Origin of the sequence: Stakelama saccharophila (assembly GCF_032229225.1) — a bacterium.
GTDB lineage: Bacteria > Pseudomonadota > Alphaproteobacteria > Sphingomonadales > Sphingomonadaceae > Sphingomonas > Sphingomonas saccharophila.
This window is the reverse complement of sequence record NZ_CP135076.1, coordinates 2,116,274-2,137,683: the sequence shown is the minus strand read 5'-3', so window position 1 is coordinate 2,137,683 and position 21,410 is coordinate 2,116,274. Positions and strand designations below refer to the sequence as shown.

General features: G+C 67.5%; 22 protein-coding genes and 1 other RNA gene. 17 read left to right on the top strand and 6 right to left on the bottom strand.

Annotation, left to right across the window (positions count from 1 at the left end):
- Window positions 1-71: 71 nt before the first annotated feature.
- Window positions 72-1,124, bottom strand: coding sequence for a 1,9-bis(guanidino)-5-aza-nonane synthase (locus RPR59_RS10000; protein WP_313913606.1), 1,053 nt, complete (start codon window positions 1,122-1,124; stop codon window positions 72-74).
- A gap of 122 nt (window positions 1,125-1,246) precedes the next feature.
- On the bottom strand, window positions 1,247-2,470 hold the full coding sequence (locus RPR59_RS09995; RefSeq protein WP_313913605.1) for a type III PLP-dependent enzyme: 1,224 nt from the start codon (window positions 2,468-2,470) through the stop codon (window positions 1,247-1,249).
- A 147-nt stretch (window positions 2,471-2,617) separates the two neighbouring features.
- On the opposite strand from RPR59_RS09995, the gene RPR59_RS09990 reads away from it, so the two are divergent.
- The 3 genes from RPR59_RS09990 (at window position 2,618) to RPR59_RS09980 (ending at window position 4,702) form a co-directional block, all read left to right on the top strand.
- Complete coding sequence (locus RPR59_RS09990; protein WP_313913603.1) at window positions 2,618-3,583, top strand: threonine ammonia-lyase; 966 nt, start codon at window positions 2,618-2,620, stop codon at window positions 3,581-3,583.
- A 219-nt stretch (window positions 3,584-3,802) separates the two neighbouring features.
- Window positions 3,803-3,973 carry a hypothetical protein gene (locus RPR59_RS09985; protein ID WP_313913601.1) on the top strand — a complete coding sequence of 57 codons (171 nt, stop codon included), beginning with the start codon at window positions 3,803-3,805 and terminating at the stop codon, window positions 3,971-3,973.
- Window positions 3,974-4,102: 129 nt separating this feature from the next.
- Window positions 4,103-4,702, top strand: a complete 600-nt coding sequence (locus RPR59_RS09980; protein ID WP_313913599.1) for a hypothetical protein — start codon at window positions 4,103-4,105, stop codon at window positions 4,700-4,702.
- Between the two features lie 168 nt (window positions 4,703-4,870).
- Here the strand turns inward: RPR59_RS09980 and RPR59_RS09975 are convergent, their stop codons facing one another.
- Window positions 4,871-5,527 (bottom strand): alpha/beta hydrolase, encoded by a 657-nt coding sequence (locus tag RPR59_RS09975; RefSeq protein ID WP_313913597.1) that lies wholly within the window; start codon window positions 5,525-5,527, stop codon window positions 4,871-4,873.
- A 95-nt stretch (window positions 5,528-5,622) separates the two neighbouring features.
- Here RPR59_RS09975 and RPR59_RS09970 point away from each other — a divergent pair, with 95 nt between their 5' ends.
- From RPR59_RS09970 to RPR59_RS09925, 10 genes are all read left to right on the top strand, one after another.
- Window positions 5,623-6,714 carry a cysteine desulfurase family protein gene (locus tag RPR59_RS09970; protein ID WP_313913595.1) on the top strand — a complete coding sequence of 364 codons (1,092 nt, stop codon included), beginning with the start codon at window positions 5,623-5,625 and terminating at the stop codon, window positions 6,712-6,714.
- Window positions 6,711-7,805: a cysteine desulfurase family protein gene (locus RPR59_RS09965; protein ID WP_313913593.1), complete on the top strand. Its 1,095-nt coding sequence runs from the start codon at window positions 6,711-6,713 to the stop codon at window positions 7,803-7,805. Before RPR59_RS09970 ends, RPR59_RS09965 begins: the two co-directional genes overlap by 4 nt.
- Window positions 7,802-8,137 (top strand): 2Fe-2S iron-sulfur cluster-binding protein, encoded by a 336-nt coding sequence (locus RPR59_RS09960; RefSeq protein WP_313913591.1) that lies wholly within the window; start codon window positions 7,802-7,804, stop codon window positions 8,135-8,137. Before RPR59_RS09965 ends, RPR59_RS09960 begins: the two co-directional genes overlap by 4 nt.
- The gene (bla, locus tag RPR59_RS09955; protein ID WP_313913588.1) at window positions 8,134-9,006 is read left to right on the top strand and encodes a class A beta-lactamase; all 873 of its coding nucleotides are present in this window, start codon (window positions 8,134-8,136) and stop codon (window positions 9,004-9,006) included. Before RPR59_RS09960 ends, bla begins: the two co-directional genes overlap by 4 nt.
- Window positions 9,007-9,248: 242 nt before the next feature.
- The gene (locus RPR59_RS09950) at window positions 9,249-10,703 is read left to right on the top strand and encodes an ATP-binding protein (RefSeq protein ID WP_313913587.1); all 1,455 of its coding nucleotides are present in this window, start codon (window positions 9,249-9,251) and stop codon (window positions 10,701-10,703) included.
- 91 nt (window positions 10,704-10,794) lie between these two features.
- Window positions 10,795-11,394, top strand: a complete 600-nt coding sequence (locus RPR59_RS09945) for an SOUL family heme-binding protein (protein WP_313913585.1) — start codon at window positions 10,795-10,797, stop codon at window positions 11,392-11,394.
- Window positions 11,395-11,456: 62 nt separating this feature from the next.
- Window positions 11,457-11,554: signal recognition particle sRNA small type (gene ffs / locus RPR59_RS09940), an RNA gene on the top strand.
- A 545-nt stretch (window positions 11,555-12,099) separates the two neighbouring features.
- Window positions 12,100-13,803 (top strand): DNA polymerase III subunit gamma/tau, encoded by a 1,704-nt coding sequence (locus RPR59_RS09935; protein WP_313913582.1) that lies wholly within the window; start codon window positions 12,100-12,102, stop codon window positions 13,801-13,803.
- A 2-nt stretch (window positions 13,804-13,805) separates the two neighbouring features.
- A complete protein-coding gene (locus tag RPR59_RS09930; RefSeq protein WP_313918454.1) occupies window positions 13,806-14,129 on the top strand; it encodes a YbaB/EbfC family nucleoid-associated protein in 324 nt (107 codons plus the stop codon).
- Between the two features lie 281 nt (window positions 14,130-14,410).
- Window positions 14,411-14,719 carry a hypothetical protein gene (locus RPR59_RS09925; RefSeq protein WP_313913580.1) on the top strand — a complete coding sequence of 103 codons (309 nt, stop codon included), beginning with the start codon at window positions 14,411-14,413 and terminating at the stop codon, window positions 14,717-14,719.
- A 42-nt stretch (window positions 14,720-14,761) separates the two neighbouring features.
- Here the strand turns inward: RPR59_RS09925 and mtgA are convergent, their stop codons facing one another.
- From mtgA to RPR59_RS09910, 3 genes are read right to left on the bottom strand one after another with little or no spacing between them, the layout of a single operon-like run.
- The gene (mtgA, locus tag RPR59_RS09920) at window positions 14,762-15,490 is read right to left on the bottom strand and encodes a monofunctional biosynthetic peptidoglycan transglycosylase (RefSeq protein ID WP_313913578.1); all 729 of its coding nucleotides are present in this window, start codon (window positions 15,488-15,490) and stop codon (window positions 14,762-14,764) included.
- Window positions 15,491-15,509: 19 nt separating this feature from the next.
- The gene (rpoH, locus tag RPR59_RS09915; RefSeq protein WP_313913576.1) at window positions 15,510-16,415 is read right to left on the bottom strand and encodes an RNA polymerase sigma factor RpoH; all 906 of its coding nucleotides are present in this window, start codon (window positions 16,413-16,415) and stop codon (window positions 15,510-15,512) included.
- Between the two features lie 53 nt (window positions 16,416-16,468).
- Complete coding sequence (locus RPR59_RS09910) at window positions 16,469-17,419, bottom strand: RluA family pseudouridine synthase (RefSeq protein ID WP_313913574.1); 951 nt, start codon at window positions 17,417-17,419, stop codon at window positions 16,469-16,471.
- Window positions 17,420-17,437: 18 nt separating this feature from the next.
- On the opposite strand from RPR59_RS09910, the gene RPR59_RS09905 reads away from it, so the two are divergent.
- From RPR59_RS09905 to RPR59_RS09890, 4 genes are read left to right on the top strand one after another with little or no spacing between them, the layout of a single operon-like run.
- A complete protein-coding gene (locus RPR59_RS09905) occupies window positions 17,438-17,932 on the top strand; it encodes a M67 family metallopeptidase (RefSeq protein WP_313913573.1) in 495 nt (164 codons plus the stop codon).
- Entirely contained in the window at window positions 17,913-18,557 is a 645-nt protein-coding gene (locus tag RPR59_RS09900) for a histidine phosphotransferase family protein (protein ID WP_313913571.1), read from the top strand. Before RPR59_RS09905 ends, RPR59_RS09900 begins: the two co-directional genes overlap by 20 nt.
- 54 nt (window positions 18,558-18,611) lie before the next feature.
- Window positions 18,612-20,936 (top strand): chemotaxis protein CheA, encoded by a 2,325-nt coding sequence (locus tag RPR59_RS09895; protein WP_313913569.1) that lies wholly within the window; start codon window positions 18,612-18,614, stop codon window positions 20,934-20,936.
- A complete protein-coding gene (locus RPR59_RS09890) occupies window positions 20,936-21,361 on the top strand; it encodes a chemotaxis protein CheW (protein WP_313913566.1) in 426 nt (141 codons plus the stop codon). The genes RPR59_RS09895 and RPR59_RS09890 overlap by 1 nt, the downstream gene beginning before the upstream one ends.
- Window positions 21,362-21,410 lie beyond the last annotated feature (49 nt).

The following is a 21,410-nucleotide window of genomic DNA, read 5'->3' as shown; positions in this document are numbered from 1 at the left end:
CGCCGCCGCTCTAGGCGCCGTCACGCTGCAATGCCAACGCCTTTTCGGCAGCAACGGTGGCGCGCGGCCGCTTACGCGAACAGCTTCGCCCAGCGCCGCTTCTCGCGGTCCTTCCAATAGCCGCGGTGATAGGCGTCGGAGGCGAGCAGCGGCATGACCGAGCCGGCCTCGGCAAAGACCATCTGTTCCTCGGTCGTCTGCACCTTGCCCCAGCTCGCCGCCTCCTGCAGCGTCGAGGAGGAGCACGCCCCGTCGCGAGTGTCGGCGACGGTGATCTGCACGGCGTATTTGTGCATTTCGACATCGTCATGGCCCAGGATTTCCGCGCAGACGACGGTGTCCTGGATGAAGTTCTTGGGCACGCCGCCGCCGATCATGAGGAGGCCCGACGCGCCCGCCTTGATCTTGACGTCGGTCAGTTCGCGGAAATCCGCGACCGCGTCGATCGACAGATACGGCTTGCCCGCCTTCATCCGCTCGACCTGATGCTTCACCAGCCCGAAACCGGCGGACGAGTCGACGAATGCCGGGCAGAAGATCGGCACGTCATGCTCGTATGCGAGCTTGACGAGGCTGTTCTCCTTCTTGCCATGCTCGACCAGATACTTGCCCATCGCGCGAATGAACTCGCGGCTGGAATAGCCGCGCGGCTCCAGCCCGTCGGCGATGGCGCCGATCGTGTGGTCGCAGTCCTGGAGCTGTTCCTCGTCGATATAGGTGTCGTAGATGCGATCGATATAGAGCGAGCGCAGCGTGTTATCGTCGGGAATTTCAAGCGCTTGATAGTGTTTGTGGCCAAGCCCTTCAAAGAAGTCCATGTCGACGATGGTGGCGCCGGTGGCGACGACGCAGTCGACCATGTTGTTGCGCACCAGCTCGGCATAGAGGTCCATACAGCCGGCGGCCGAGGTCGATCCCGCCACCACCAGAAAGATGGTGCAGTCCTTGTCCTTCAGCATCTGGTTGTAGATGCCGGTCGCGCGCGAAAGGTCGCGGCTGGTGAAGCTCATCTTGCCCATCGAATCGATAATCGGGCGCGCGTCGAAGCTCTTGATGTCGATATGTTCGACCTGGCGAGAAAGGAGTTCCTTCTTGCGCGTGTCGTTGATCTGCGTGTCGGTCATAATGTCCTTCCTGACAAAGGATCGTCACCCCGGACTTGATCCGGGGTCCAGGGCCGCAAACGCGGCGCGTACGGCTCTGGATTCCGGCGTTCGCCGGAATGACGAGAGAGTAGAACGCTTTGTTACAGCGTTACGACGTTCGATGGAATGCGCCGATCCTCGCCGACGAGATACAGGCTCGCCATCGGCTCGTCGTCGACGATCACCGTCTCATCCGACCCGAAGCCGTTGAAGGCGGTGCGCATCGCCGCGCCATATGCGCCGAGCATGCCGATCTCGATATAATCGCCGGCCCGCACGTCGCCGGGCAGTTCGAACGGGCCGGTCATATGGTCGAGATCGTCGCAGGTCGGACCATAGAAGCTGAATTCCATGTCCCGCACCTCCGACCGCGTCTCGCGCAGCAGGCGGACGGGAAAGCGCCAGCCGATATGCGCTGCGTCGAACAATGCGCCATATGCGCCGTCGTTGATATAGAGCTCGTCGCCGCGGCGTTTTTCCACGCGCACGATCAGCGAGCTGTATTCGGCGCACAGCGCGCGGCCGGGCTCTGCCCACAATTCGGCCGAATAGGAAATCGGCAGGCTTTCGAACCCGCGATAGATGGCGTCGAAATACCGCTCCAGCTCGGGCGGCTCCATGCCCGGATAGCTGGAGGGAAAGCCGCCGCCGACATCGACCACGTCGACCGTGACGGATGCCTCCACGATCGCCTGGCGCACCAGCTCCATGGCGTTGGAATACGCATCCGGGCTCATGGCCTGGCTGCCGACGTGAAAGCAGATGCCGAGCGCGTCGGCCGCCTGGCGCGCCGCGAACAGAAGCTGTTTGCTTTCATGCGGATGCGCGCCGAACTTGGACGCGAGGCTGAGGCGCGACAGGTCCGACGATACGCGCAGGCGCACGCACAGCGTCAGGTCCTCGGCATGGTCCGTCGCGCGCAGGATCTTGTCCAGCTCCTCCATCGTGTCGAGCGAAAAGGTGCGCACGCCGTGCGTGTGATACGCCTCGGCGATCGCCTCTTCGGCCTTGACCGGATGCATGAAGCACAGCGTCGCGTCGGGCAGCGCGCGCGCGACCATGCGCACCTCGCCGATCGAGGCGACGTCGTAATGGGTGATGCCGGCGTCCCACAGGGTCTGGATCAGTTCGGGCGACGGATTCGCCTTCACCGCATACATCGACCGGCCGGGAAAATTCCGGACGAAATATCGGGCCGCCCGCTGTGCGGCGTGCGGACGGATAAGCGTGACCGGCTGAACCGGTGCGCTCTTTGCGATGTCCAAGCCACGGGTGACATGGAAGGGGGCGGTTGCTAGCCCCAGCGCGCTATGATGCTCGGCCAATTCAAGGGACCTCCACGGCGGTAGTTCGACACGAATTGCTGCCTTGCGGTTTGGAAGTCCCTTGGGGCAGCGGAAGCGCCACATAGGGACGACCTATCGTCATGTAAAGCGTTTCGGTATCACCGCGTTCCAGCGCAGGGAGGACATGTGACCATCGTACGACAGCCGACCCGGGCCGGAATACGCGATGCCGCCGGAAAATTGGCGGAAATCCTGCCCCGTTCGCCGCTCTACACCCATGACATGGACGGGGTGGCCGTCGCGTTCAAGGCGGAGTGCCTGCAGCCGATCGGTGCGTTCAAGCTGCGCGGCGCCTGGCACCGACTCACCGCGATCGACCCGAAAGAGCGGACTCGCGGCGTCGTCGCCTTTTCCTCCGGCAACCATGCGCAAGGGGTGGCCTGGGCGGCGAAGCGGCTGGGCATGCCCGCAGTCATCGTCATGCCGTCCGACGCGCCGAAGGCGAAGCGCGACGCCACCATGGCGCTGGGCGCGGAGGTCGTCAGCTATGACCGGGCGACCGAAAGCCGGGAAAAGATCGCGGCGCATCTCGCCCATGCGCGCGGCGCCGCGCTGGTGCCCAGCTTCGACGATCCCTGGGTGATCGAAGGGCAGGGGACGGTCGGGCTGGAGGTGATGAGCCAGATGGTCGAGCGCGACCTGCCCGACCCTGCGCATTTCGTCGTGCCGTGCGGCGGCGGAGGGCTGAGCGCCGGGATCGCGCTCGCGGTTCCCGAAGCCCGCGTCACCGTCGTCGAACCCGCCGGATGGGACGACATGCGCCGCAGCCTGGAGGCGGGCTGGATCGAACCCGTAGGCGACGATCCGCCGCCCACCGCCTGCGACGCGCTCCAGACGAAGCAGGTCAGCGAGCGCACCTTCAACGTGCTCGCCAAGCACGATGCCAGGGGCGTTGCCGTCACCGAATCGGAAATCCGCGCGGCGCAGCGCTGGGCCGCGGGCAGGCTGCGCCTGGTCGTGGAGCCGGGCGGAGCGGTCGCGCTCGCCGCACTGCTTTCCGGCCGGGTGGCGCCCGAACCGGGGCTGGTGGTCGTGCTGTCGGGCGGCAATGTCGATATCGACGCCTATGCCCGCGCGCTGGCGACCGAGTGACGATCCATATTCCCGCGCGGGCGAATCTTCTGCGAAGAGCGCGAAACAGAGGCCTTTTTCGTCATGCTGAACTTGTTTCAGCATCCACTTGGCCGTAATATCAAACGCTTAGGCTAAGCGGCTCGGTGGACCCCCGCCTTCGCCGGGGCGAGAATGGGTGTTTGGACGCCGGTTTCCCTCCCGCCGGTGGCGTATTATAGCGTCGCCGTGCCCGAGACCATGACCGGAATAGCCCGCGCCGCCCCCGCCATCGCGATGATCGCCGTCTTCGCGCTCGTCCTCGGCGGCGTGACGCTGCTCAGGCGCGGCGGACCCGATCGAAGCAAGGGCGTGCTCATGCTCGTCTGCGCCGGTGTCGTGTTCGCCAATGTGCTGATCTGGACGCTTTGACGCCGACATCGGACGGGCGCCCGGTCCGCGCCGGGTGGCTCGGGAAAATGCGACCGAAAATCGGGCAGGGATGAACCTCGCGCCGGGCTCGCCCGTTGGGGCCGTCCAGGCAATGATGACGAGAACGTAATGATGCGCATTCTGTCCCTTTCCGCTTCCGTGAGCGCGATCGCCCTCACGCTCGCCGCCTGTGGCGGCTCCCCGGCCGCGGGTGGCGGCAACACGCCCGCGACCGTGGATGCAGGCGGTGGTGCCGCGCCCGCCGCCACCGGCGATGGCGCCGCGATATCGGCGAACGCGGAAGCGACGCCCACGCCCGTGGATACCGCCGATCCCGCGACGGATGCGGACGCCGATCCCGGAACGGCGGAAGCGGCGGTCGCCGTCGTCCGACACTATTACGACGCCATCGACCGGGGCGATTTCCGTACCGCCTACGAACTGTGGGGCAATGACGGCGAAGCGAGCGGCCAGAGCTTCGTGCAGTTCCGCGACGGTTTCGCGAGCACGGCGCGCAGCGACGTGACCGTCGGCACCCCCGGCCGCGCGGAGGGTGCGGCAGGGTCGATCTATATCGAGATCCCGGTGACGGTCGATGCCGAACTGAAGGACGGCACGAACCAGCATTTCAGCGGCAGCTATACGCTGCGCCGCGTCAACGACGTTCCCGGCTCCACGGCGGAACAGCGCCGCTGGCACTTGTCCGACGCCGACCTGAAGAAGGAATAAAGCGGCAACCCGAACCGCTTCCCCCCTTCGTCATGCTGAACTTGATTCAGCATCCATTCCCGCTCCGCAAACAATTCCGGCGGCGCCGGGAATGGATCTTCGACGTTCGCCGGAATGGCGAAGTCGGCGGCACGGTAACGGGGCCGGTCGGGACGACCGGAGCGGCCGTCACTTGATCGGCGAATTCGGGTCCAGCCGCATGTCGAGATAGTCGTTCACGACCCTCATGAGCTGATCCATCTCGTTTTGGAAGAAGTGGTTGGCGCCGGGGATCGTCTCGTGATGGATGGTGATGTGCTTCTGCGTCCTCAGCTTGTCGACCAGCCGCTGCACGCCCGAGGGCGTCACCACTTCGTCCGCCTCGCCGTTGATGATGATGCCCGACGACGGGCAGGGCGCGAGGAAGCTGAAATCGTACAGGTTCGCCGGCGGCGCGACCGAAATGAAGCCGCGGATCTCGGGCCGCCGCATCAATAGCTGCATGCCGATCCACGCACCGAAGCTGGGTGCCGCCACCCAGGTCGTCGATGCTTCCGGGTGGAAGCTCTGCACCCAGTCGAGCGCGCTCGCCGCGTCGGACAGTTCGCCGATGCCGTTGTCGAACGTTCCCTGGCTGCGCCCGACGCCGCGGAAATTGAAGCGGAGCGTCGCAAACCCGCGCTGCTGGAACGTCTTATAGAGCGCCAGCGAGATGTGATTGTTCATCGTGCCGCCCGACGCCGGGTGCGGATGCAGGATCAGCGCGACCGGCGCGCGCGGCTTGGGAGCGGGGGAGAACCGGCCTTCGAGGCGACCTTCGGGACCGGGAAAAATGACTTCGGGCATCAGTACCTGCTGGCAAGGATAGGATAGGCGCGGTGGTACGCGAAAACACAGGCGCTATATAGGCCCGGTGACGATCCGCGCAATCATCGGAACCCATGGTGGCTGAGCGCACCCATCTCGACCATGCCGCCACCACGCCCGTCCGGCCCGAAGCGCAGGCGGCGGTGGCCGAAGGGCTGCGGGACTGGGCCAATCCGTCCTCGCCGCACGCCGCCGGCCGCGCCGCGCGCGCCGCGCTGGAGGATGCGCGGGCACGGATCCGGTCCGTCCTTGATTGGGACGGCGAACTGATCTTCACCAGCGGCGCGACCGAGTCCATCGCCATCGCGCTTGCACACGCCGATTGCACCGGCCGCGCCGTGAGCGCCATCGAACACGATTCGGTCCTGCGCGCGGCGGGCGACGCCACCCGCCTGCCGGTAAGGCCGAACGGCGCCCTCGACATGGATGTTCTCGCCGCCGTCGTCGGGCGCGGCGAACGGCCGCTGGTGGCGGTCCAGGCGGTCAATTCCGAACTCGGCACCGCGCAGGATCTGGCGGGCATCGCGGCGATCGTCCGCGACGCCGGCGGTCTGCTCTTCGCCGATTGCGCCCAGTCTGCCGGAAAGGTGCCGCTGCCCGATGCGGATCTCATGGCTGTTTCCGCGCATAAATTCGGCGGCCCGCCCGGCATCGGCGCGCTGCTGGTGCGCGACTTCGCCATGCTGCGGGCCACGGGCGGGCAGGAATTCGGCTATCGCGGCGGCACCGAGAACCTGCCCGGCGCGCTCGCCATGGCCGCGGCGCTGGAGGCGGCGGATCGCCTGGACGACGGCACGGCGGCATGGCTCGCCGAGCTGCAGCCGGCGCTGCTCGACCTCAGGATGAAGGTCGCCGACCAGGGCGGCACGGTGCTCGCCGATCCCGGCCGGCCGGCGGCTATTCTTTCCATCGCCATGCCCGGCATGAAGGCCGCGGCGCAGCTCATCCGGTTCGACCTCGCCGGCATCGCGGTCTCCGCCGGCAGCGCCTGTTCCTCGGGCTCGCTCAAGACCAGCCATGTGCTCGATGCGATCCGCGCGCCGGCCGATCTGGCCGACAGCGCGATCCGGGTGAGCGTCGGCTGGACCACCACGCCCGGCGACATCGCCCGTTTCGCCGAAGCGTGGACCGGGATCGCACAGGACGCGCGGAGCCGGGCGGCATGATCTATTGCGACTATCAGGCGACGACGCCGCTGGCACCGCGAGCGCTCGCCGCGATGCTGCCCTGGCTGGAGCGCCAGCACGCCAATCCGCATTCGGCCCACGCCGCCGGCCGCAGCGCGCGCGCGGCGATCGAGGTCGCGCGCGATCAGGTCGCGGCGCTGCTTCCGACCGGCGGCACGCTCGCCTTCACCAGCGGCGCGACCGAGGCGCTCAACTGGGCGCTGAAGGGGGCGGGGCAGGGGCGTATCGTCACCATCGCCAGCGAACATGCCGCGGTGCTCGACACGGTTGGGGCGTTGCGCGCTCAGGGCCGCGAGATCGTCATTCTGCCCGTCGACCGCGACGGTCTGGTCGATATGGACGCCGCGCGCGATGCGATCGTCCCCGGCACCGCACTGGTCGAGGCGATGCTGGTCAACAACGAGATCGGCACGATTCAGCCCGTCGCCGATCTCGCCGAACTGGCGCACGCGGCCGGCGCACGGATGCTGTGCGATGCGGTGCAGGGCTATGGCCGCGTCGATATTCCGCAAGGCTGCGACCTGATCGCGCTGTCGGCGCACAAGATCCACGGGCCGAAAGGCATCGGCGCGCTGTGGATCCGGGACGGCGTCACGCTCGCGCCGCTGCTCCACGGCGGCGGACAGGAGGCGGGCGGCCGCTCCGGCACGCTGTCGCCCGCGCTCTGTGCCGGCTTCGGCGCTGCCGCGGTACTGGCGGCGGAGCGCCGCGATGCCGATGCCGCCCATGTCGCCCGTCTGTTCGAGGCCGCCACGGCGCGGCTCGATCCGGCCTGGGTCATCAACGGTTCAGTCGATCGGCGCTACTGCGGCAACCTCAATATCCGCCGCGAGGGGCTCGACGTGAACCGGCTGATGAGCGAACTGCGCGACATCGCCTTTTCGGCCGGATCGGCCTGCGCCAGCGGATCGGGACGGTCGAGCCATGTGCTGCGCGCGATCGGCTTGACCGACGCCGAGGCGCGGTCGAGCATCCGCCTCGGCTTCGGCCGCTATACGGAAAGGGAAGACTTGGTGAACGCACTCGACCGGATCGAACGGGCCGCCGCAATGCAGGTGCAGAACGCATGATCCGCGTGCGCTTCATCGAACGCGACGGCGAGCAGGTGCGCGAGACGACGGCCGCGCCCGGCGACACGCTGCTCCGCGTGGCACAGGGCGAGGGGCAGCCGCTGGAGGGCACGTGCGAGGGGCAGATGGCCTGCTCCACCTGCCATGTGATCGTCGCGGCCGAGGATTTCGGAAAGCTGCCGCCCGCCAGCGAAGAGGAAGAGGATATGCTCGATCTCGCCGCCGGGGCCGCGCGCACCAGCCGGCTTGCCTGTCAGATCGAACTCACCGACCATCTCGACGGCCTCACCGTGCGCATCCCGGCCGAGGCCCACGACATGCAGGGACGATGACCATGATCAACCGCAGACACTGGATCGCCGGCGCCGGCGCGCTCGGCTTCACCGCCGCCACGCCCCTATTCGGCCAGGCCCGCAAGTCGATCTTCGACGTGCTGGAGCGCAGCTCGGGCGGCCGGCTCGGCATCGCCGCGATCGACACCGGCAACGGCCACCGCCTGCTGTGGAATGCGCAGGAACGCTTCGCGCTGTGCTCCACCTTCAAGATCCTGCTCGCCGCCGCGGTGCTGGTGAAGGCGCAGCGCGGCGACCTGCCGCTGGATCGCCAGGTGAAGTTCGGCCAGGCCGATCTTCTGGACTATGCGCCCGTGGTGAAGGCCAATCTCGCCCAGGGCGGCATGACAGTCGAACAGCTCGCCCAGGCCGCTGTCGAACTGAGCGACAACAGCGCCGCCAACCTCCTGTTGCCGCAGGTCGGCGGACCGGGCGGCCTGACCCGCTTCATCCGCGAACAGGGCGATCAGATCACCCGCCTCGACCGGCCGGAGCCCGACCTCAACGATGTGAAGCCCGACGACCCGCGCGACACCACGACGCCCGGCGCCATGGTCACGCTGATGCAGGACCTGCTGGTCGGCAATGTCCTGACGCCGCAATCGCGTGAAAAGCTGATCGGCTGGATGGTCGCGAGCAGGACCGGCGACCAGCGCCTGCGCGCCCGCCTTCCCGACGATTGGCGCGTGGGCGACAAGACGGGCACGGGGGCGCACAATTTCAACGATGTGGCGATCGCCTATCCGCCGGGCCGCAAGCCGATCCTGATCGCCTGCTATCTCGACGCGCCGGGGCTGGACGCGGAGGCCGCGAACAAGGCCCACCAGCGCGTCGGCTCGCTCGTCGGCCGCCTCTTCGCCCAGCGCTGAACGGCCTTCATCGCGTCTCCGCAGGGAAGGCGGAGTCGACGTGCCTGCCGCCATCCTCGTGCTCCTGCGCAGGCAGCAGCCCAGAGCTTCGGGCACAGCGCTTGCAGCTCTGGGTTCCCGCATCCGCAGGAACGCGGGCTCTGCTCGACACAGGGGCGACACAGCGTCATCCGCGCCGCCACGACAATCGCGCGCATGTGCACCCTTGCCCCTCCCACACCCCATCGGCCAAAAGCGACCCGATGACGATTCTTGTGGACATGGGCACCGACCGGACGGGCCAGTCGGTGCCGATCGACCTCGAGGAACTGCTGGCGACGCGGCTGCTGGTGCAGGGCAATTCCGGCTCCGGCAAGTCGCACCTGTTGCGCCGCCTGCTCGAAAAGAGCGCCGGCCAGGTGCAGCAGGTCGTCATCGACCCCGAGGGCGATTTCGTCACGCTTGCCGAACCCTATGGCCATGTCGTCATCGACGGGCTGGACCATAGCGAGCGCGAGGTCGCGGCCCTGGCCGAGCGCATCCGCGAACACCGAGCCTCCGTCATCCTCAACCTGGAGGGGCTGGAGGCGGAAGGACAGATGCGCTGCGCCGCCGCCTTCCTTTCCGGCATGTTCGAAGCGCCGCGCGAGCATTGGTATCCGGTGCTCGTCGTCGTGGACGAGGCGCAGCTTTTCGCGCCCACCGGCGGCGGCGAGGTGTCGGAAGAGGTGCGCCGCGCCTCGCTGGGCGCCATGACCAACCTGATGTGCCGTGGGCGCAAGCGCGGCCTCGCCGGCATCATCGCCACCCAGCGCCTCGCCAAGCTCGCCAAGAATGTCGCGGCCGAGGCGTCGAACTTCCTGATGGGGCGCACCTTCCTCGACATCGACATGGCCCGCGCCGCCGATCTGCTCGGCATGGAGCGGCGCCAGGCCGAGCAGATCCGCGATTTGCAGCGCGGCACCTTCCTCGCGCTCGGCCCGGCGGTGTCGCGCCGGGCCGTCTCGGTCACCATCGGCGCGGTGGAAACCTCCGCGCGCGGCGGCAGTCCCAAGCTCACGCCGCTGCCCGACGCGCCGCCCGAGGACATGAAGGAACTGCTCTTCTCTTTCGCCGAAGAGGCACCACCGCCACCGCCACCGCCGCCGGCGCCGCCGAAACAGCCGGCTTCCGAAGCGCTCATGGAAAGGCTCGCCGCCTCGCGCCCGGCGGCGCAGCCGTCGCTGCCCGACAAGGAACCGGAAGAGGTGGCGGCGATCACCGCGTCGGTGCTGCGCGCGATCGTCGCCGATGCCGATTCCGCCTATCGCGCGCCCGCCGTGCTGTTCCAGGATTTCCAGGTCCGTTGCCGGATGGAGGGGCTCAGCCCGCCGCCGCTCGACCTCGCCGGCTTCACCCGCCGGCTCGCCTGCGCCCGCGCCGGCATCTTCGATGCGCCGGGCGAGGATTGGGCGCCTGCGCTCGATCTGGCCGAAAGCCTGCCCGACGACATGCTCGGCGCGTTCCTCCTCGTCGCCCGCGCCGCGCGAGAGGGCGCGCCGTGTCCCAGCGACGCCGAGATCGCTGAAACCTACGGCACCAGCTCGCTCGGTCGCGTCCGCCGCCTGCTCGGCTATATCGAGAGCCGCGACCTGTTCGTCAGCCGGGTCGATCTCGCCGGCAAGCGCTCGATCAGCCTGCCGCATCTCGGCTGGACCACCCGGCCGGCCGAGGTCTGACGCGCCAGCCCGCCTGCGCCGGTGCGAAATGGTTGAACTCCCGCCGGGTCGTGACGTTGGTCGCGCATTGGCAAAGGAAAGGGCAGAGAGGATGCGCAAGCAGACCCGATGGACGTTGCTCGGCGCGGGGCTCACCGCCGCGGCGGGCCTTGCCGGCTATTTCAAGCTCAGGGGATGCGCAGTCGAGCGGCCGGACTACCGCGTGCGCGAAAAGGACGGCGCGGCCGAAGTCCGCGACTATCCCGAATTGCTGGTCGTCGAAACCACGGAGACCGGCGCGCGCGAACCGTCGCTGCGGACGGGCTTTCGCCGGCTGGCCGACTATATCTTCGCGAAGGACCGCGACGGGCGGAAGATCCCGATGACGGTGCCGGTGCTGTCGGACAATGCGATCGACAGCCGGCGCTGGCGCACCCGCTTCGTCATGCCCGCGCGCTTTCGCCGCGAAACCCTGCCCGATCCGACGCCGGAGGTGGAAATTGCGGTCGTCCCTGCGCGGCGGGTCGGCGTCATCCGGTTCAAGGGAAAGGCCACCGACGCCGTTCTGCGCGACAAGGAACGCGAACTGCGCGACTGGCTCGCCATGCACGGCCACGATCCGATGGGGACGGCGGAACATGCCTATTACGACCCGCCGATGAAGCCCGCGCGCCTGCGCCGTACCGAGGTGATCCTGCCGCTGAGGCGCTGAGCGCAGCCGGGACGCCCGCGATCCGGGCCTTGCGCCGGGGGAGCGGATCGACCATATGGCCGCGCGGGAGTCGGGCGGACGCAGTCGTCGCCAACCCGGTCAGGTCCGGAAGGAAGCAGCCGTAACGATTTCGCTGCGGGTCGTTCCGGCTCCCACCCCCCGCCGCCTTCTCCCCTCCCTTTCAAGGGAGGGGTCGGGGGCGGGTGCGAGCGCAGCGAGCTTCAACGCCAGCCAAAGCAAAGCAAAGCCGAGGCATCGAGCCTCGCCTTCGCTGAACCCATCCCTTGATCCCCTCCCTCGAAAGGAGGGCAGGTGGATGGCAGCACCCCAACCCGTCGTTCCTGCGAAGGCAGGAACCCATGTCTCTCGCCGCACCCACACCGCCCGAAGCACCACAGACCAGCCCCACCTGTGCAAGAGCGGCACCGCTGCGCCCGCTCGCCGTCCGGCAGGACCGGCGCCGACCGACCGCCTGCCTTCCGGAACCCGCCCGGCCGCAGAAACCATTTTCCTACACCCACCGGTCTGTGCCACCACCGGCACTGCTCTTTGATATCGGTTATACTCTCCCGCGCGCGCACCCGCGCACCCGCGCACCTGCACGCGCCCGCGTTGAGGTGCGACTCTGTGCGACCTTTGGCGGTTTGGTGCGGGCTGCGGCGATACCCTTCGACTTCGCGGGGCCGAGCGCCTAGATTGGCCGTGATGACCGATTCCGCCCTCGATCTCGGCGAGCCGCAGCAGCCGCAAAAGGCCGATGCCTATCAGGTGCTCGCCCGCAAATATCGCCCGAAGACCTTCTCGCAACTGATCGGCCAGGACGCGATGGTGACGACGCTCGCCAACGCGATCCGCCGCGATCGGCTGGCGCATGCCTTCCTTCTCACCGGCGTGCGCGGCGTCGGCAAGACGTCGACCGCGCGCCTGATCGCCAAGGCGCTCAATTGCGTCGGGCCGGATGGCGAGGGCGGGCCGACCATCGATCCGTGCGGCGTCTGCGAGCCTTGCCGCGCCATTTCCGAAGGCCGGCATATCGACGTGATCGAAATGGACGCGGCCAGCCATACCGGCATCGACGATGTGCGCGAGATCATCGAAGGGTCGCGCTATGCCGCCGTATCGGCGCGCTACAAGATCTACATCATCGACGAAGTCCACATGCTGTCGAAACAGGCGTTCAACGGCCTCTTGAAGACGCTGGAGGAGCCGCCGGCGCATGTGAAGTTCCTGTTCGCCACGACGGAGGTGAACAAGGTGCCGGTGACGGTGCTGTCGCGCTGTCAGCGTTTCGACCTGCGGCGCATTCCGGCCGATCGTCTGACCGAACATTTCGCCCATGTCGCGCAATCCGAAGGCGTGGAGGCGGAGCCGGAGGCGCTGGCGCTGGTGGCGCGCGCGGCCGAAGGGTCGGCGCGCGATGGGCTGTCGATCCTCGATCAGGCGATCGCCCATGCCGGGATGGAAGGCGGCGGCGTGCGTGCCGATGCGGTGCGGCAGATGCTCGGCCTGTCCGATCGCGGGGCCATCCGCGACCTGTTCGGCCTGCTGCTCGCCGGCGATGCCCCGGCGGTGCTGGACGCGCTGCGCCGGCAATATGAATATGGCGTCGATCCGCAGGCGGTGCTGAAGACCCTGCTCGAAACCGTGCATGGCGCGACGCTGGCGAAGGTGGGCAGCCGCCCCGATCCGGCGCTGTCGGGTGAGGAGCGCGAGGCGCTGGCCCATTGGGGCACGCGGCTTTCCTATCCGATGCTGCACCGGCTCTGGCAATTGCTGTTGAAGGGGCATGAAGAGGTGTCGAGCGCCGCGCTGCCGATCGAGGCGTGCGAGATGGCGCTCTTGCGCATCGTGCACGCCGCGACGCTGCCGGATCCGGGCGAACTCGCCCGCAAGCTGGCCGATGGGAGCGGGCAGACGGCGGCTCCGGCCGCACCGGCTGTCGCCCCGGCGGGGGCGCCGGCGGGGGCGTCCGCCGCCTCGGCCGCACCGCGCGGCGATATGGCGGCTTCCCCGGCTCCCGCGCTCGGCCTCGAACCGGTGGCGCTGCCGTCCGATCCGGACGCATTATGGGCGCTGCTGGGGGAACATGGCCGGCACGAGATGCAGGCCCAGGTGCGCAATCACCTGCGGCCCATCCGGTTCGCCCCGCCCGAACTCGAAATCAGCGCGGCTCGGCCCCTTCCAGCCGATTTCGCCCGTGATCTCGCGAACGAATTGCGCCAGATTACGGGCACGAGCTGGAAGATCGCGACCGCCAATGCGCCGGGCGGGGCGACGCTGCGCGAGCGCGAGCAGCAGGACGAGGAGGATTTCCGGGCGCAGGTACGCGCCGATCCGGTCGTCGCCGCTGCGCTGGAGGCCTTTCCGGACGCCCGGATCGACTGGGACAAGACCAAACGGAGTGCATGACGATGCAGAATCTCGAAGACATCATGGCAATGGCGCAAAACGTCCAGAACCAGCTTGAGGAAGCGCAGTCGAAGCTCGACGATATCGAGGTGGAGGGCGCGGCCGGCGGCGGCATGGTCAAGGTCCGCGCGTCCGCCAAGGGCCGCGTCATCGGCCTGGACATCGACGAATCGCTGCTGCAGCCGTCGGAAAAAGGCATGCTGGAGGATCTGGTCATCGCCGCCTTCAACGACGCCCGCGCCAAGGCCGATGCCGCTTCGCAGGAGGAGATGTCCAAGATGACCAGCGGCATGCAGCTTCCCCCTGGTTTCAAGCTCCCCTTCTAAAGTCTCTGCCGCTCTGCAGGCGCGGCAAGTGTCCGGAATGGCCGGAGCGCGTCGGGCCGGGTCGCCTCGCTGTGCTCTTGCGAAAGCAGGAACCAGGGCTTCGGGCGCGGCGCTTGCGGCCCTGGTTCCCGCCCTTGCGGGAATGCGCTCCTTCCGGGGCGACGGCGCAGCAGGACCGATCGCCTCTGCACGCATCGCCGCAGCGTCGCGTGACCATTCCGCTCCGGGAACAATATTCGCGCCCCCGCCGTTGACCGCGCACTTTGAACGGAGGGATGGCCATGAGTGACGAACGCGTAACCGAAACCGAAACCACGACGACGGGCGAGGGGCCGCACACCACCGTCGTCGAGCGTCGTAGTGGCGGCGGCGGGCTGCTGATCGGCATTGCGGTGCTGATCCTGGTGATCGTCGGCGCTTATTTCCTGCTCAACCAGAGCCGGAACGACGATGTCCAGACGCAGGCGATCGACGGCGCGGCACAAAGCGTCAGCGATGCCGCCGACAAGGTGGGCGATACCGCGCAACAGGCCGGCGACACGGTAGGCGATACGGCGCAGCAGGCCGGCGATGCCGTCGACGAGAATTGATGGCGGCGTGATTGCGACGGCTGCCTGCGCCGGCGATCGCGCTCAGCGCAGGCAGCTATCCAGTCCGCCGCGGCGGATGACGCCCATGCGGCGCTGGATCGTGTTGCCGTAACGCCGGGTGAAACCGGTCGGCGCCGTTCCCGCCCGCCGCTTTGGCAGCGGCAGGACCGCCGCGATCTGCGCGGCTTCACGCCTGCTGAGCGTGCCCGCGCCGTGGCCGAAATATCGCTGCGCCCCGGCTTCGACGCCATAGGTGCCGATCCCGGTTTCGGCGACGTTCAGATAAACCGTCATGATCCGCTGCTTGGTCCACAGCGTTTCGATCAGAAAGGTGAACCAGGCCTCCAGGCCTTTTCGGAAATAGCCGCCGCCTTGCCACAGAAAGGCGTTCTTCGCCGTCTGCTGGCTGATGGTCGAGCCGCCGCGAACGACGCGGCCGGCTTTCTCGTTGCGCTCGAACGCCTTGCGGATCGCTTCATAGTCGAAGCCGTCATGCTGGCAGAAGCGCGTATCCTCGCCGGCCATCGCCGCGCGCGGCATATCGGGATCGATATGCGACAGCGCCGTCCAGTCCTTCGTGACGCCGCGGCCCGAGATCATGTCGCCGACCATCGTTGCGGTAATCGGCGGCGGTACGAAGCGATAGACGCCGACCCAGACGACCGACACCAGGACGAAGGCCAGCACCAGCTTGGCGAGAAAAAACAGAGCGCGCCGAACCGGCCCGTGCCGGCGGCGCGCTTTCGATCGACGCTTTGCGCGATTGCCCATCAAGGGCGGCATAAGCGGATCAGGCGGCGCTGAGCAACCGCTTCTCGCCGGCAAGGCGCATCATCGCCTTTTGCAGCTTCTCGAACGCGCGCACCTCGATCTGGCGCACCCGTTCCCGGCTTACGCCGTAAACCTGGCTCAGTTCCTCCAGCGTCTGCGGATTGTCGGTCAGCCGCCTTTCGGTCAGGATATGGCGTTCGCGATCGTTCAGATCCTCCATCGCCTCGACCAGCATGTCGTGGCGGACATCGGCCTCTTGCGCATCGGCGACCCGTTCGTCCTGCAACGGTTCCTCGTCGGTCAGCCAGTCCTGCCACTGGCTTTCGCCCTCTTCGCGCATCGGTACGTTGAGCGAGGTGTCGCCGCCCATCGCCATGCGGCGATTCATGCTGGTGACTTCGTCGGTGGTGACGCCCAGATCGCTGGCGATCTTCTGCACGTCCTCGGGCTTCAGGTCGCCGTCCTCGAACGCGTCCAGCTTCGCCTTCATCCGCCGCAGGTTGAAGAACAATTTCTTCTGCGCGGCGGTCGTGCCCATCTTCACCAGGCTCCAGGAACGCAGGATGAACTCCTGGATCGAGGCGCGGATCCACCACATGGCATAGGTGGCGAGGCGGAAACCGCGGTCCGGCTCGAACTTCTTCACGCCCTGCATCAGGCCGATATTGCCTTCGGAAATCAACTCGGACACCGGCAGGCCGTATCCGCGATATCCCATCGCGATCTTGGCCACCAGTCGCAGGTGCGAGGTGACGAGCTGGGCGGCCGCCTCGGTATCGCCATGCTGCTGAAAGCGCTTGGCGAGCATATATTCCTGCTCTGGCGTCAGGATCGGGAATTTCTTGATCTCGGACAGATAGCGGTTGAGGCTCGCCTCTCCGCCGAGCGCGGGAATCGTCGCGGGGACGTTGCTGCCGCTGGCCATTGCCGTTTCTCCCTTTCGCCGCCCCGATGCCCGTCATCGGAAAGCCGCATTGACTATACGTGAAGTTGGTTGAACAGTTCCTGCATGTCCGCAGGCATTTCACTATCGAACGCCAAAGCGTTGCTATCGACGGGATGAATGAACCCAAGATGCGCCGCGTGCAAGGCCTGGCGCCGGAAACCCAGCGTTGCCAACAACGCCCGGTGCGCCGGTCTGCTCCGTCCATATACGGGATCGCCCAGCAGGGGATGACCGATCGACGCCATATGGACCCGAACCTGGTGCGTTCGGCCGGTTTCAAGCCGGCATTCGACCAGCGCCGCCTCCCGCAATGGTTCGACCAGGCGATAATGCGTCCGTGCATTCTTGCCGCCCGGCACGATCGCCATCTTCTTGCGGTTGGCGGGTGATCGTCCGAGCGGCGCCTCGATCGTTCCTTCGCCTGTCGCCAGCCGGCCGCCGACGATGGCGAGATAGCGGCGATCGATGGAATGCGCCTTGAACTGCCGGGCCAGCCCTTCATGCGCGCGGTCGTGCTTCGCAGCGACGATCAGGCCCGACGTATCCTTGTCGATACGGTGCACGATTCCCGGCCGTGCGACGCCGCCGATGCCGGAAAGCTGTCCCGCGCACTGGTGCAGCAAGGCATTCACCAGCGTTCCGTCGGCATTGCCCGCGGCGGGGTGGACGACCATGCCCGCCGGCTTGTCGATCACGATCAGGTGCTCGTCCTCATAGACGACGTTCAGGGCGATCGCCTGCGGCGTATTATGCGCCGGCTCCGGTTCGGGCAGGGTGACGCTGTAAATGGCGCCGGCGGAAGCCTTGGACGAAGGGTTGCGCTGCGGCACGCCCTTCGGATCGAACACCATGCCGCTGGCGATCAGCGTCTTCAGCCGCTCGCGGGACAGGGTGGGGATCGCCTCTGCCAGGGCGCGGTCGAGCCGCCAGCCGTGCGCCTGCTCCGCGATCTGCGCTTCGATTGTGGAAACCCCCCGGCCCATGCGCTAGCGAAGATGGGAATGGCGCCCCTGATTACAAGTGCGACCCTGCGAAATTTGCTGCTCGCGGCCCGTGCGCGTCCCGCCGAGGAGATCTGCGGCATTCTGCGCGGCACGAACGACGTCGTCCGGCATGCGATGGCCACCGCGAACGTCGCTTCGCGCCCGGCCGACAGCTTCGAGATCGACGCCGGCGCGTTGCTGCGCGTCCACCGCCTTTCGCGCGCGCCGGGCGGCTTCGACATTCTGGGCTGTTATCATTCCCATCCCGGCGGCCGTCCCGCGCCGTCGCCGCGCGATGCGGCGGCTGCGGCGGCGGACGGGCGCCTGTGGCTGATCCTCGGCGGGGATACGGCCCGACTCTGGCGCGCCGTGTCGCAAGGCGCCGTTCACGGCCGGTTCGATCCGGTTGCTTTCGATATCATGACTGGTAAGCGAGTCGTGCGATCGGTGAGCGCGGTCGCGTGGGACGATGACGAGCCTGGGAGCCTGGCGATTGAATATTTCCTCGACTGAATTCGCAAGCCTGCTGTGCTCTCGTCTCTGTCATGATCTGCTCAGCCCCGTCGGGGCGCTCAACAACGGTCTCGAGCTTCTGGCCGACGAACACGACCCGGAAATGCGCGCGCGCTGCCTGGAACTGCTCGCCGACAGTGCGAGGGCGTCGGCGAACAAGCTGAAATTCTTCCGCCTGGCATTCGGCGCCGCCGGCGGCTTCGGGGAAACGGTGGACACGCGGGAGGCGCAGACCGCCATCGAAGGGTTGTTCGGCGACAATCAGCGCGTGAAGATCGGCTGGATGGTGGGTGAAAGCGTGTTGCCCAAACACGCGATCAAGATCCTGCTCAACCTCGCCCTGATCGGGGGCGATGCGCTGGTGCGCGGCGGACGGCTCGATATCGGTGCAGAGGCGCAGGACGGCGCCCTCGAAATCGGTGTGCGCGCCGAAGGCCCGAAGATCGTGCTCGATACCGAGCTTCGCGGCGCCCTGTCGGGTGGCGCGAACGACACCGCGCCTACGCCGCGGGCGGCGGCGGCGCACCTGGTGCGGGATCTGGTGGCGGACGTCGGCGGCCGCCTGCAGATTTCGCCGCCCGAAGACGACATTCTCGTCTTCGGCGCCTCCTTTCGCACGGAGTAAACCGGGCCTTAACCCTCCCTCGGCAAAGGTCTCCCGGCCAAGGCGCGGGGAACCATGGACGACCTACTGCAAGAATTCATCGCCGAAACGCGTGAAACGCTCGAAACGCTGTCGGGCGAAATCATCGCGTGGGAAGCCGCGCCGCAGGATTGTGCGCGGCTCGACGCGATCTTTCGCTTCGTCCACACCGTCAAGGGAAGCTGCGGCTTTCTCGATCTTCCCCGCCTGCAGCGGCTCAGCCACGCGGCCGAGGACGTGCTGGCCCAGGTTCGCGAAGGCGAACGCATTCCCGACCCGCCGCTGGTGAATGCGGTGCTCGCCGTCGTTGACCGGATCGGCGACATCGTCGAGGCGATCGACGCCGGCAATGCGCTGGACGATTCGGGCGAGGACATGCTGATCGCAGCACTCGAAAAGGGTGCGGAATCGAGCGCCGCCGCCGCGACCCCGACGCCGCGGGCCGCATCGCGCAGCGTGCGGCTCAACGTCGATCTGCTCGACCGGATGATGAGCGGCATGTCCGACATGGTGCTTGCCCGCAACGAACTTGCCCGTCGCCTGCGCGCCGATGATGTCGATCCGACCGTAGAGGCGGCGCTGGAACGGATGTCGGCGAGCGTTGCCGATATGCGCGAGGCGGTGACGCGGACGCGCATGCAAAAGCTCGACACGTTGTTCTCCGTCATTCCGCGCGTCGTGCGCGATACGGCGGCGACCCTCGGCAAATCGGTGGTGCTCAATATCGAGGGCGCCGATGTCGAACTCGACCGCGAAATGATCGAGGCGATGCGCGACCCGCTCGTCCACATGATCCGCAACGCCATCGACCACGGACTGGAAACGCCGGAGGAACGGCGTGCCGCGGGCAAGCGCGAAAACGGCCGGCTGACGGTCGCGGCGCGCCAGTCCGGCAATCAGATCGTGATCGAGATCGTCGACGACGGGCGCGGCATCGACACGGCGAAGGTGATCGCCAAGCTCGCATCCGCCGGCGCGCGCGATGAACAGGAGATGCGCGCGCTTCCCGACCGGGCCAAGCTGGCGCTCATTTTCGAACCCGGCCTCACGACGAAAGAGGAGGTGTCCGACATCTCCGGCCGCGGCGTCGGCATGGACGTCGTGCGTGCGGCGATCAACCATATCGGCGGACGGATCGATCTCGACAATGCGCCGGGCAAGGGGCTGCGCATCGCGATCCATGTGCCGCTGACGCTTTCGATCATCTCCGCCGTGGTCGTGCGGCTCGGCGATCAGCGTTTCGCCGTGCCGCGTCAGGCGATAGAGGAAATCGTGAGCGCGCAGGCGGACAATATCCGCATCGACAGGCTGGGTAGCGGCGCCGTGGTGATGGTGCGCGACCGCAAGCTGCCGCTGGTCGATCTCGCCGAACTGATGCGGCTGCCGGACCGGGCCGATCGTGCCGACGCAATGCTCCTGATCGTCAGCATCGGCACGGGCAGCTTCGCCATCGGGGTCGACGGCGTGCTCGACAACGAGGAACTGGTGATCAAGCCCGCGGCTCCGGACGTGATGGCGACCGGCGTCTATGGCGGACAGACATTGCCCGACAACGGCATGCCCATGCTGGTGCTCGATTGCGCCGGGATCGCCGCCACCAGCGGCATGCGCTTCGGCCTCGCCGCCGAGGCGCTCGAAGAGGACGCCGACAAGGAAGAGCAGGCGCCGGGGATGCCGGCACTGCTGTTCGTCGACCTCGACGGCAGCACCCGCGCCATTCCGCTGGCCGTAGTCGACCGTATCGAGCACGTCGCGGGCGACGCCGTCCGCTATTCGGCGGGCCGGCTGCGTATCGCGATCGATGGCCGGATCGTGCCGGTCCGCGCGATCGGCGATCCGGCGGGCAGGGACCGGATAGCGGTTCTTCGGCTCCGGGACGGCGCGGACGAGGTCGCCTATGCGGTATCGGAGGCGCTCGACATCGTCGCGATCGACGGCGACATCGTGCCGGCGGACGAGGACGGCCCCGTGGCCGGCGCCGTGCTGCACGACGGGCGGCAGGTCGAGATCGTGGACGCCAACTGGATCCTGGCGGGCGACGAGGAAGCCGTCCACCGCGCTGACGGCGATCCGATCTGTCTGCTTGCCGGCAGGGATGACGGCTGGATGCACGGCTTCGTCCGTCCGTTGCTCGAACAGGCGGGCTACCGCGTCGTCCGTCGCCTGCCGGAAGGAGCGCGTGCGGCGGTGATCCTGACCGGCGATGACGAGGACGACGAGCGCTATGCGTCGCTGGGCGCGGCGGTCCTGCGCCTTTCCTCCCACCGCACGTCCGGCGGACGGAGCGGAGATCATATATTCCGCTACGACCGAAAGGCGCTGCTCTCTGCCGTCGCTGCACGTATCGAGGGGGCCGTCTGATGTCGTCGCTGTTTCTCCTCGCCACTGTCGCCGGGCGCACCGTCGCCATTCCCTCCGACCAGGTCGAATCGGTCGTCGATATCGACGCGGTGACGCCCATTCCGCTCGCGGCGGACCATATTCGCGGCCTCGCGGCGCTGCGCAGCAGGGTCGTCACCGTGATCGACAGCCGCCGCGCGCTCGGCGCACCCGGCGATGCGCCGGATGGCCGCGCGGTCGTCACCCGGGTCGACGGGCATCATTATGCGGTGCTGGTGGAAGCGCTCGACGACGTGGTGGCGTTCGAGGAGCAGCCTTTGCCCAACGGCGTGGCGCTCGACGGCGATTGGGGAGCGGTCGCCAGGGGGATGATCGAACGCGACCGTGAAGCGGTGCTGATCATCGACATCGCGGCGCTCGTTCCCGGCCCGAAAATCGCCGCGTGACACGGTCTGCGATTAACACCGTGCTTACGACCCGTGTGGCACTATCAGC

Coding starts and splice junctions, on each gene's coding strand:
- RPR59_RS09980 (WP_313913599.1), top strand. CDS start 4,103: ATGATGCGCATTCTGTCCCTTTCCGCTTCCGTGAGCGCGATCGCCCTC.
- RPR59_RS09975 (WP_313913597.1), bottom strand. CDS start 5,527: ATGCCCGAAGTCATTTTTCCCGGTCCCGAAGGTCGCCTCGAAGGCCGG.
- RPR59_RS09970 (WP_313913595.1), top strand. CDS start 5,623: ATGGTGGCTGAGCGCACCCATCTCGACCATGCCGCCACCACGCCCGTC.
- RPR59_RS09935 (WP_313913582.1), top strand. CDS start 12,100: ATGACCGATTCCGCCCTCGATCTCGGCGAGCCGCAGCAGCCGCAAAAG.
- RPR59_RS09985 (WP_313913601.1), top strand. CDS start 3,803: ATGACCGGAATAGCCCGCGCCGCCCCCGCCATCGCGATGATCGCCGTC.
- RPR59_RS10000 (WP_313913606.1), bottom strand. CDS start 1,124: ATGACCGACACGCAGATCAACGACACGCGCAAGAAGGAACTCCTTTCT.
- RPR59_RS09950 (WP_313913587.1), top strand. CDS start 9,249: ATGACGATTCTTGTGGACATGGGCACCGACCGGACGGGCCAGTCGGTG.
- RPR59_RS09925 (WP_313913580.1), top strand. CDS start 14,411: ATGAGTGACGAACGCGTAACCGAAACCGAAACCACGACGACGGGCGAG.
- RPR59_RS09945 (WP_313913585.1), top strand. CDS start 10,795: ATGCGCAAGCAGACCCGATGGACGTTGCTCGGCGCGGGGCTCACCGCC.
- RPR59_RS09890 (WP_313913566.1), top strand. CDS start 20,936: ATGTCGTCGCTGTTTCTCCTCGCCACTGTCGCCGGGCGCACCGTCGCC.
- RPR59_RS09965 (WP_313913593.1), top strand. CDS start 6,711: ATGATCTATTGCGACTATCAGGCGACGACGCCGCTGGCACCGCGAGCG.
- RPR59_RS09905 (WP_313913573.1), top strand. CDS start 17,438: ATGGCGCCCCTGATTACAAGTGCGACCCTGCGAAATTTGCTGCTCGCG.
- rpoH (WP_313913576.1), bottom strand. CDS start 16,415: ATGGCCAGCGGCAGCAACGTCCCCGCGACGATTCCCGCGCTCGGCGGA.
- bla (WP_313913588.1), top strand. CDS start 8,134: ATGACCATGATCAACCGCAGACACTGGATCGCCGGCGCCGGCGCGCTC.
- RPR59_RS09930 (WP_313918454.1), top strand. CDS start 13,806: ATGCAGAATCTCGAAGACATCATGGCAATGGCGCAAAACGTCCAGAAC.
- RPR59_RS09960 (WP_313913591.1), top strand. CDS start 7,802: ATGATCCGCGTGCGCTTCATCGAACGCGACGGCGAGCAGGTGCGCGAG.
- RPR59_RS09910 (WP_313913574.1), bottom strand. CDS start 17,419: ATGGGCCGGGGGGTTTCCACAATCGAAGCGCAGATCGCGGAGCAGGCG.
- mtgA (WP_313913578.1), bottom strand. CDS start 15,490: ATGGGCAATCGCGCAAAGCGTCGATCGAAAGCGCGCCGCCGGCACGGG.
- RPR59_RS09895 (WP_313913569.1), top strand. CDS start 18,612: ATGGACGACCTACTGCAAGAATTCATCGCCGAAACGCGTGAAACGCTC.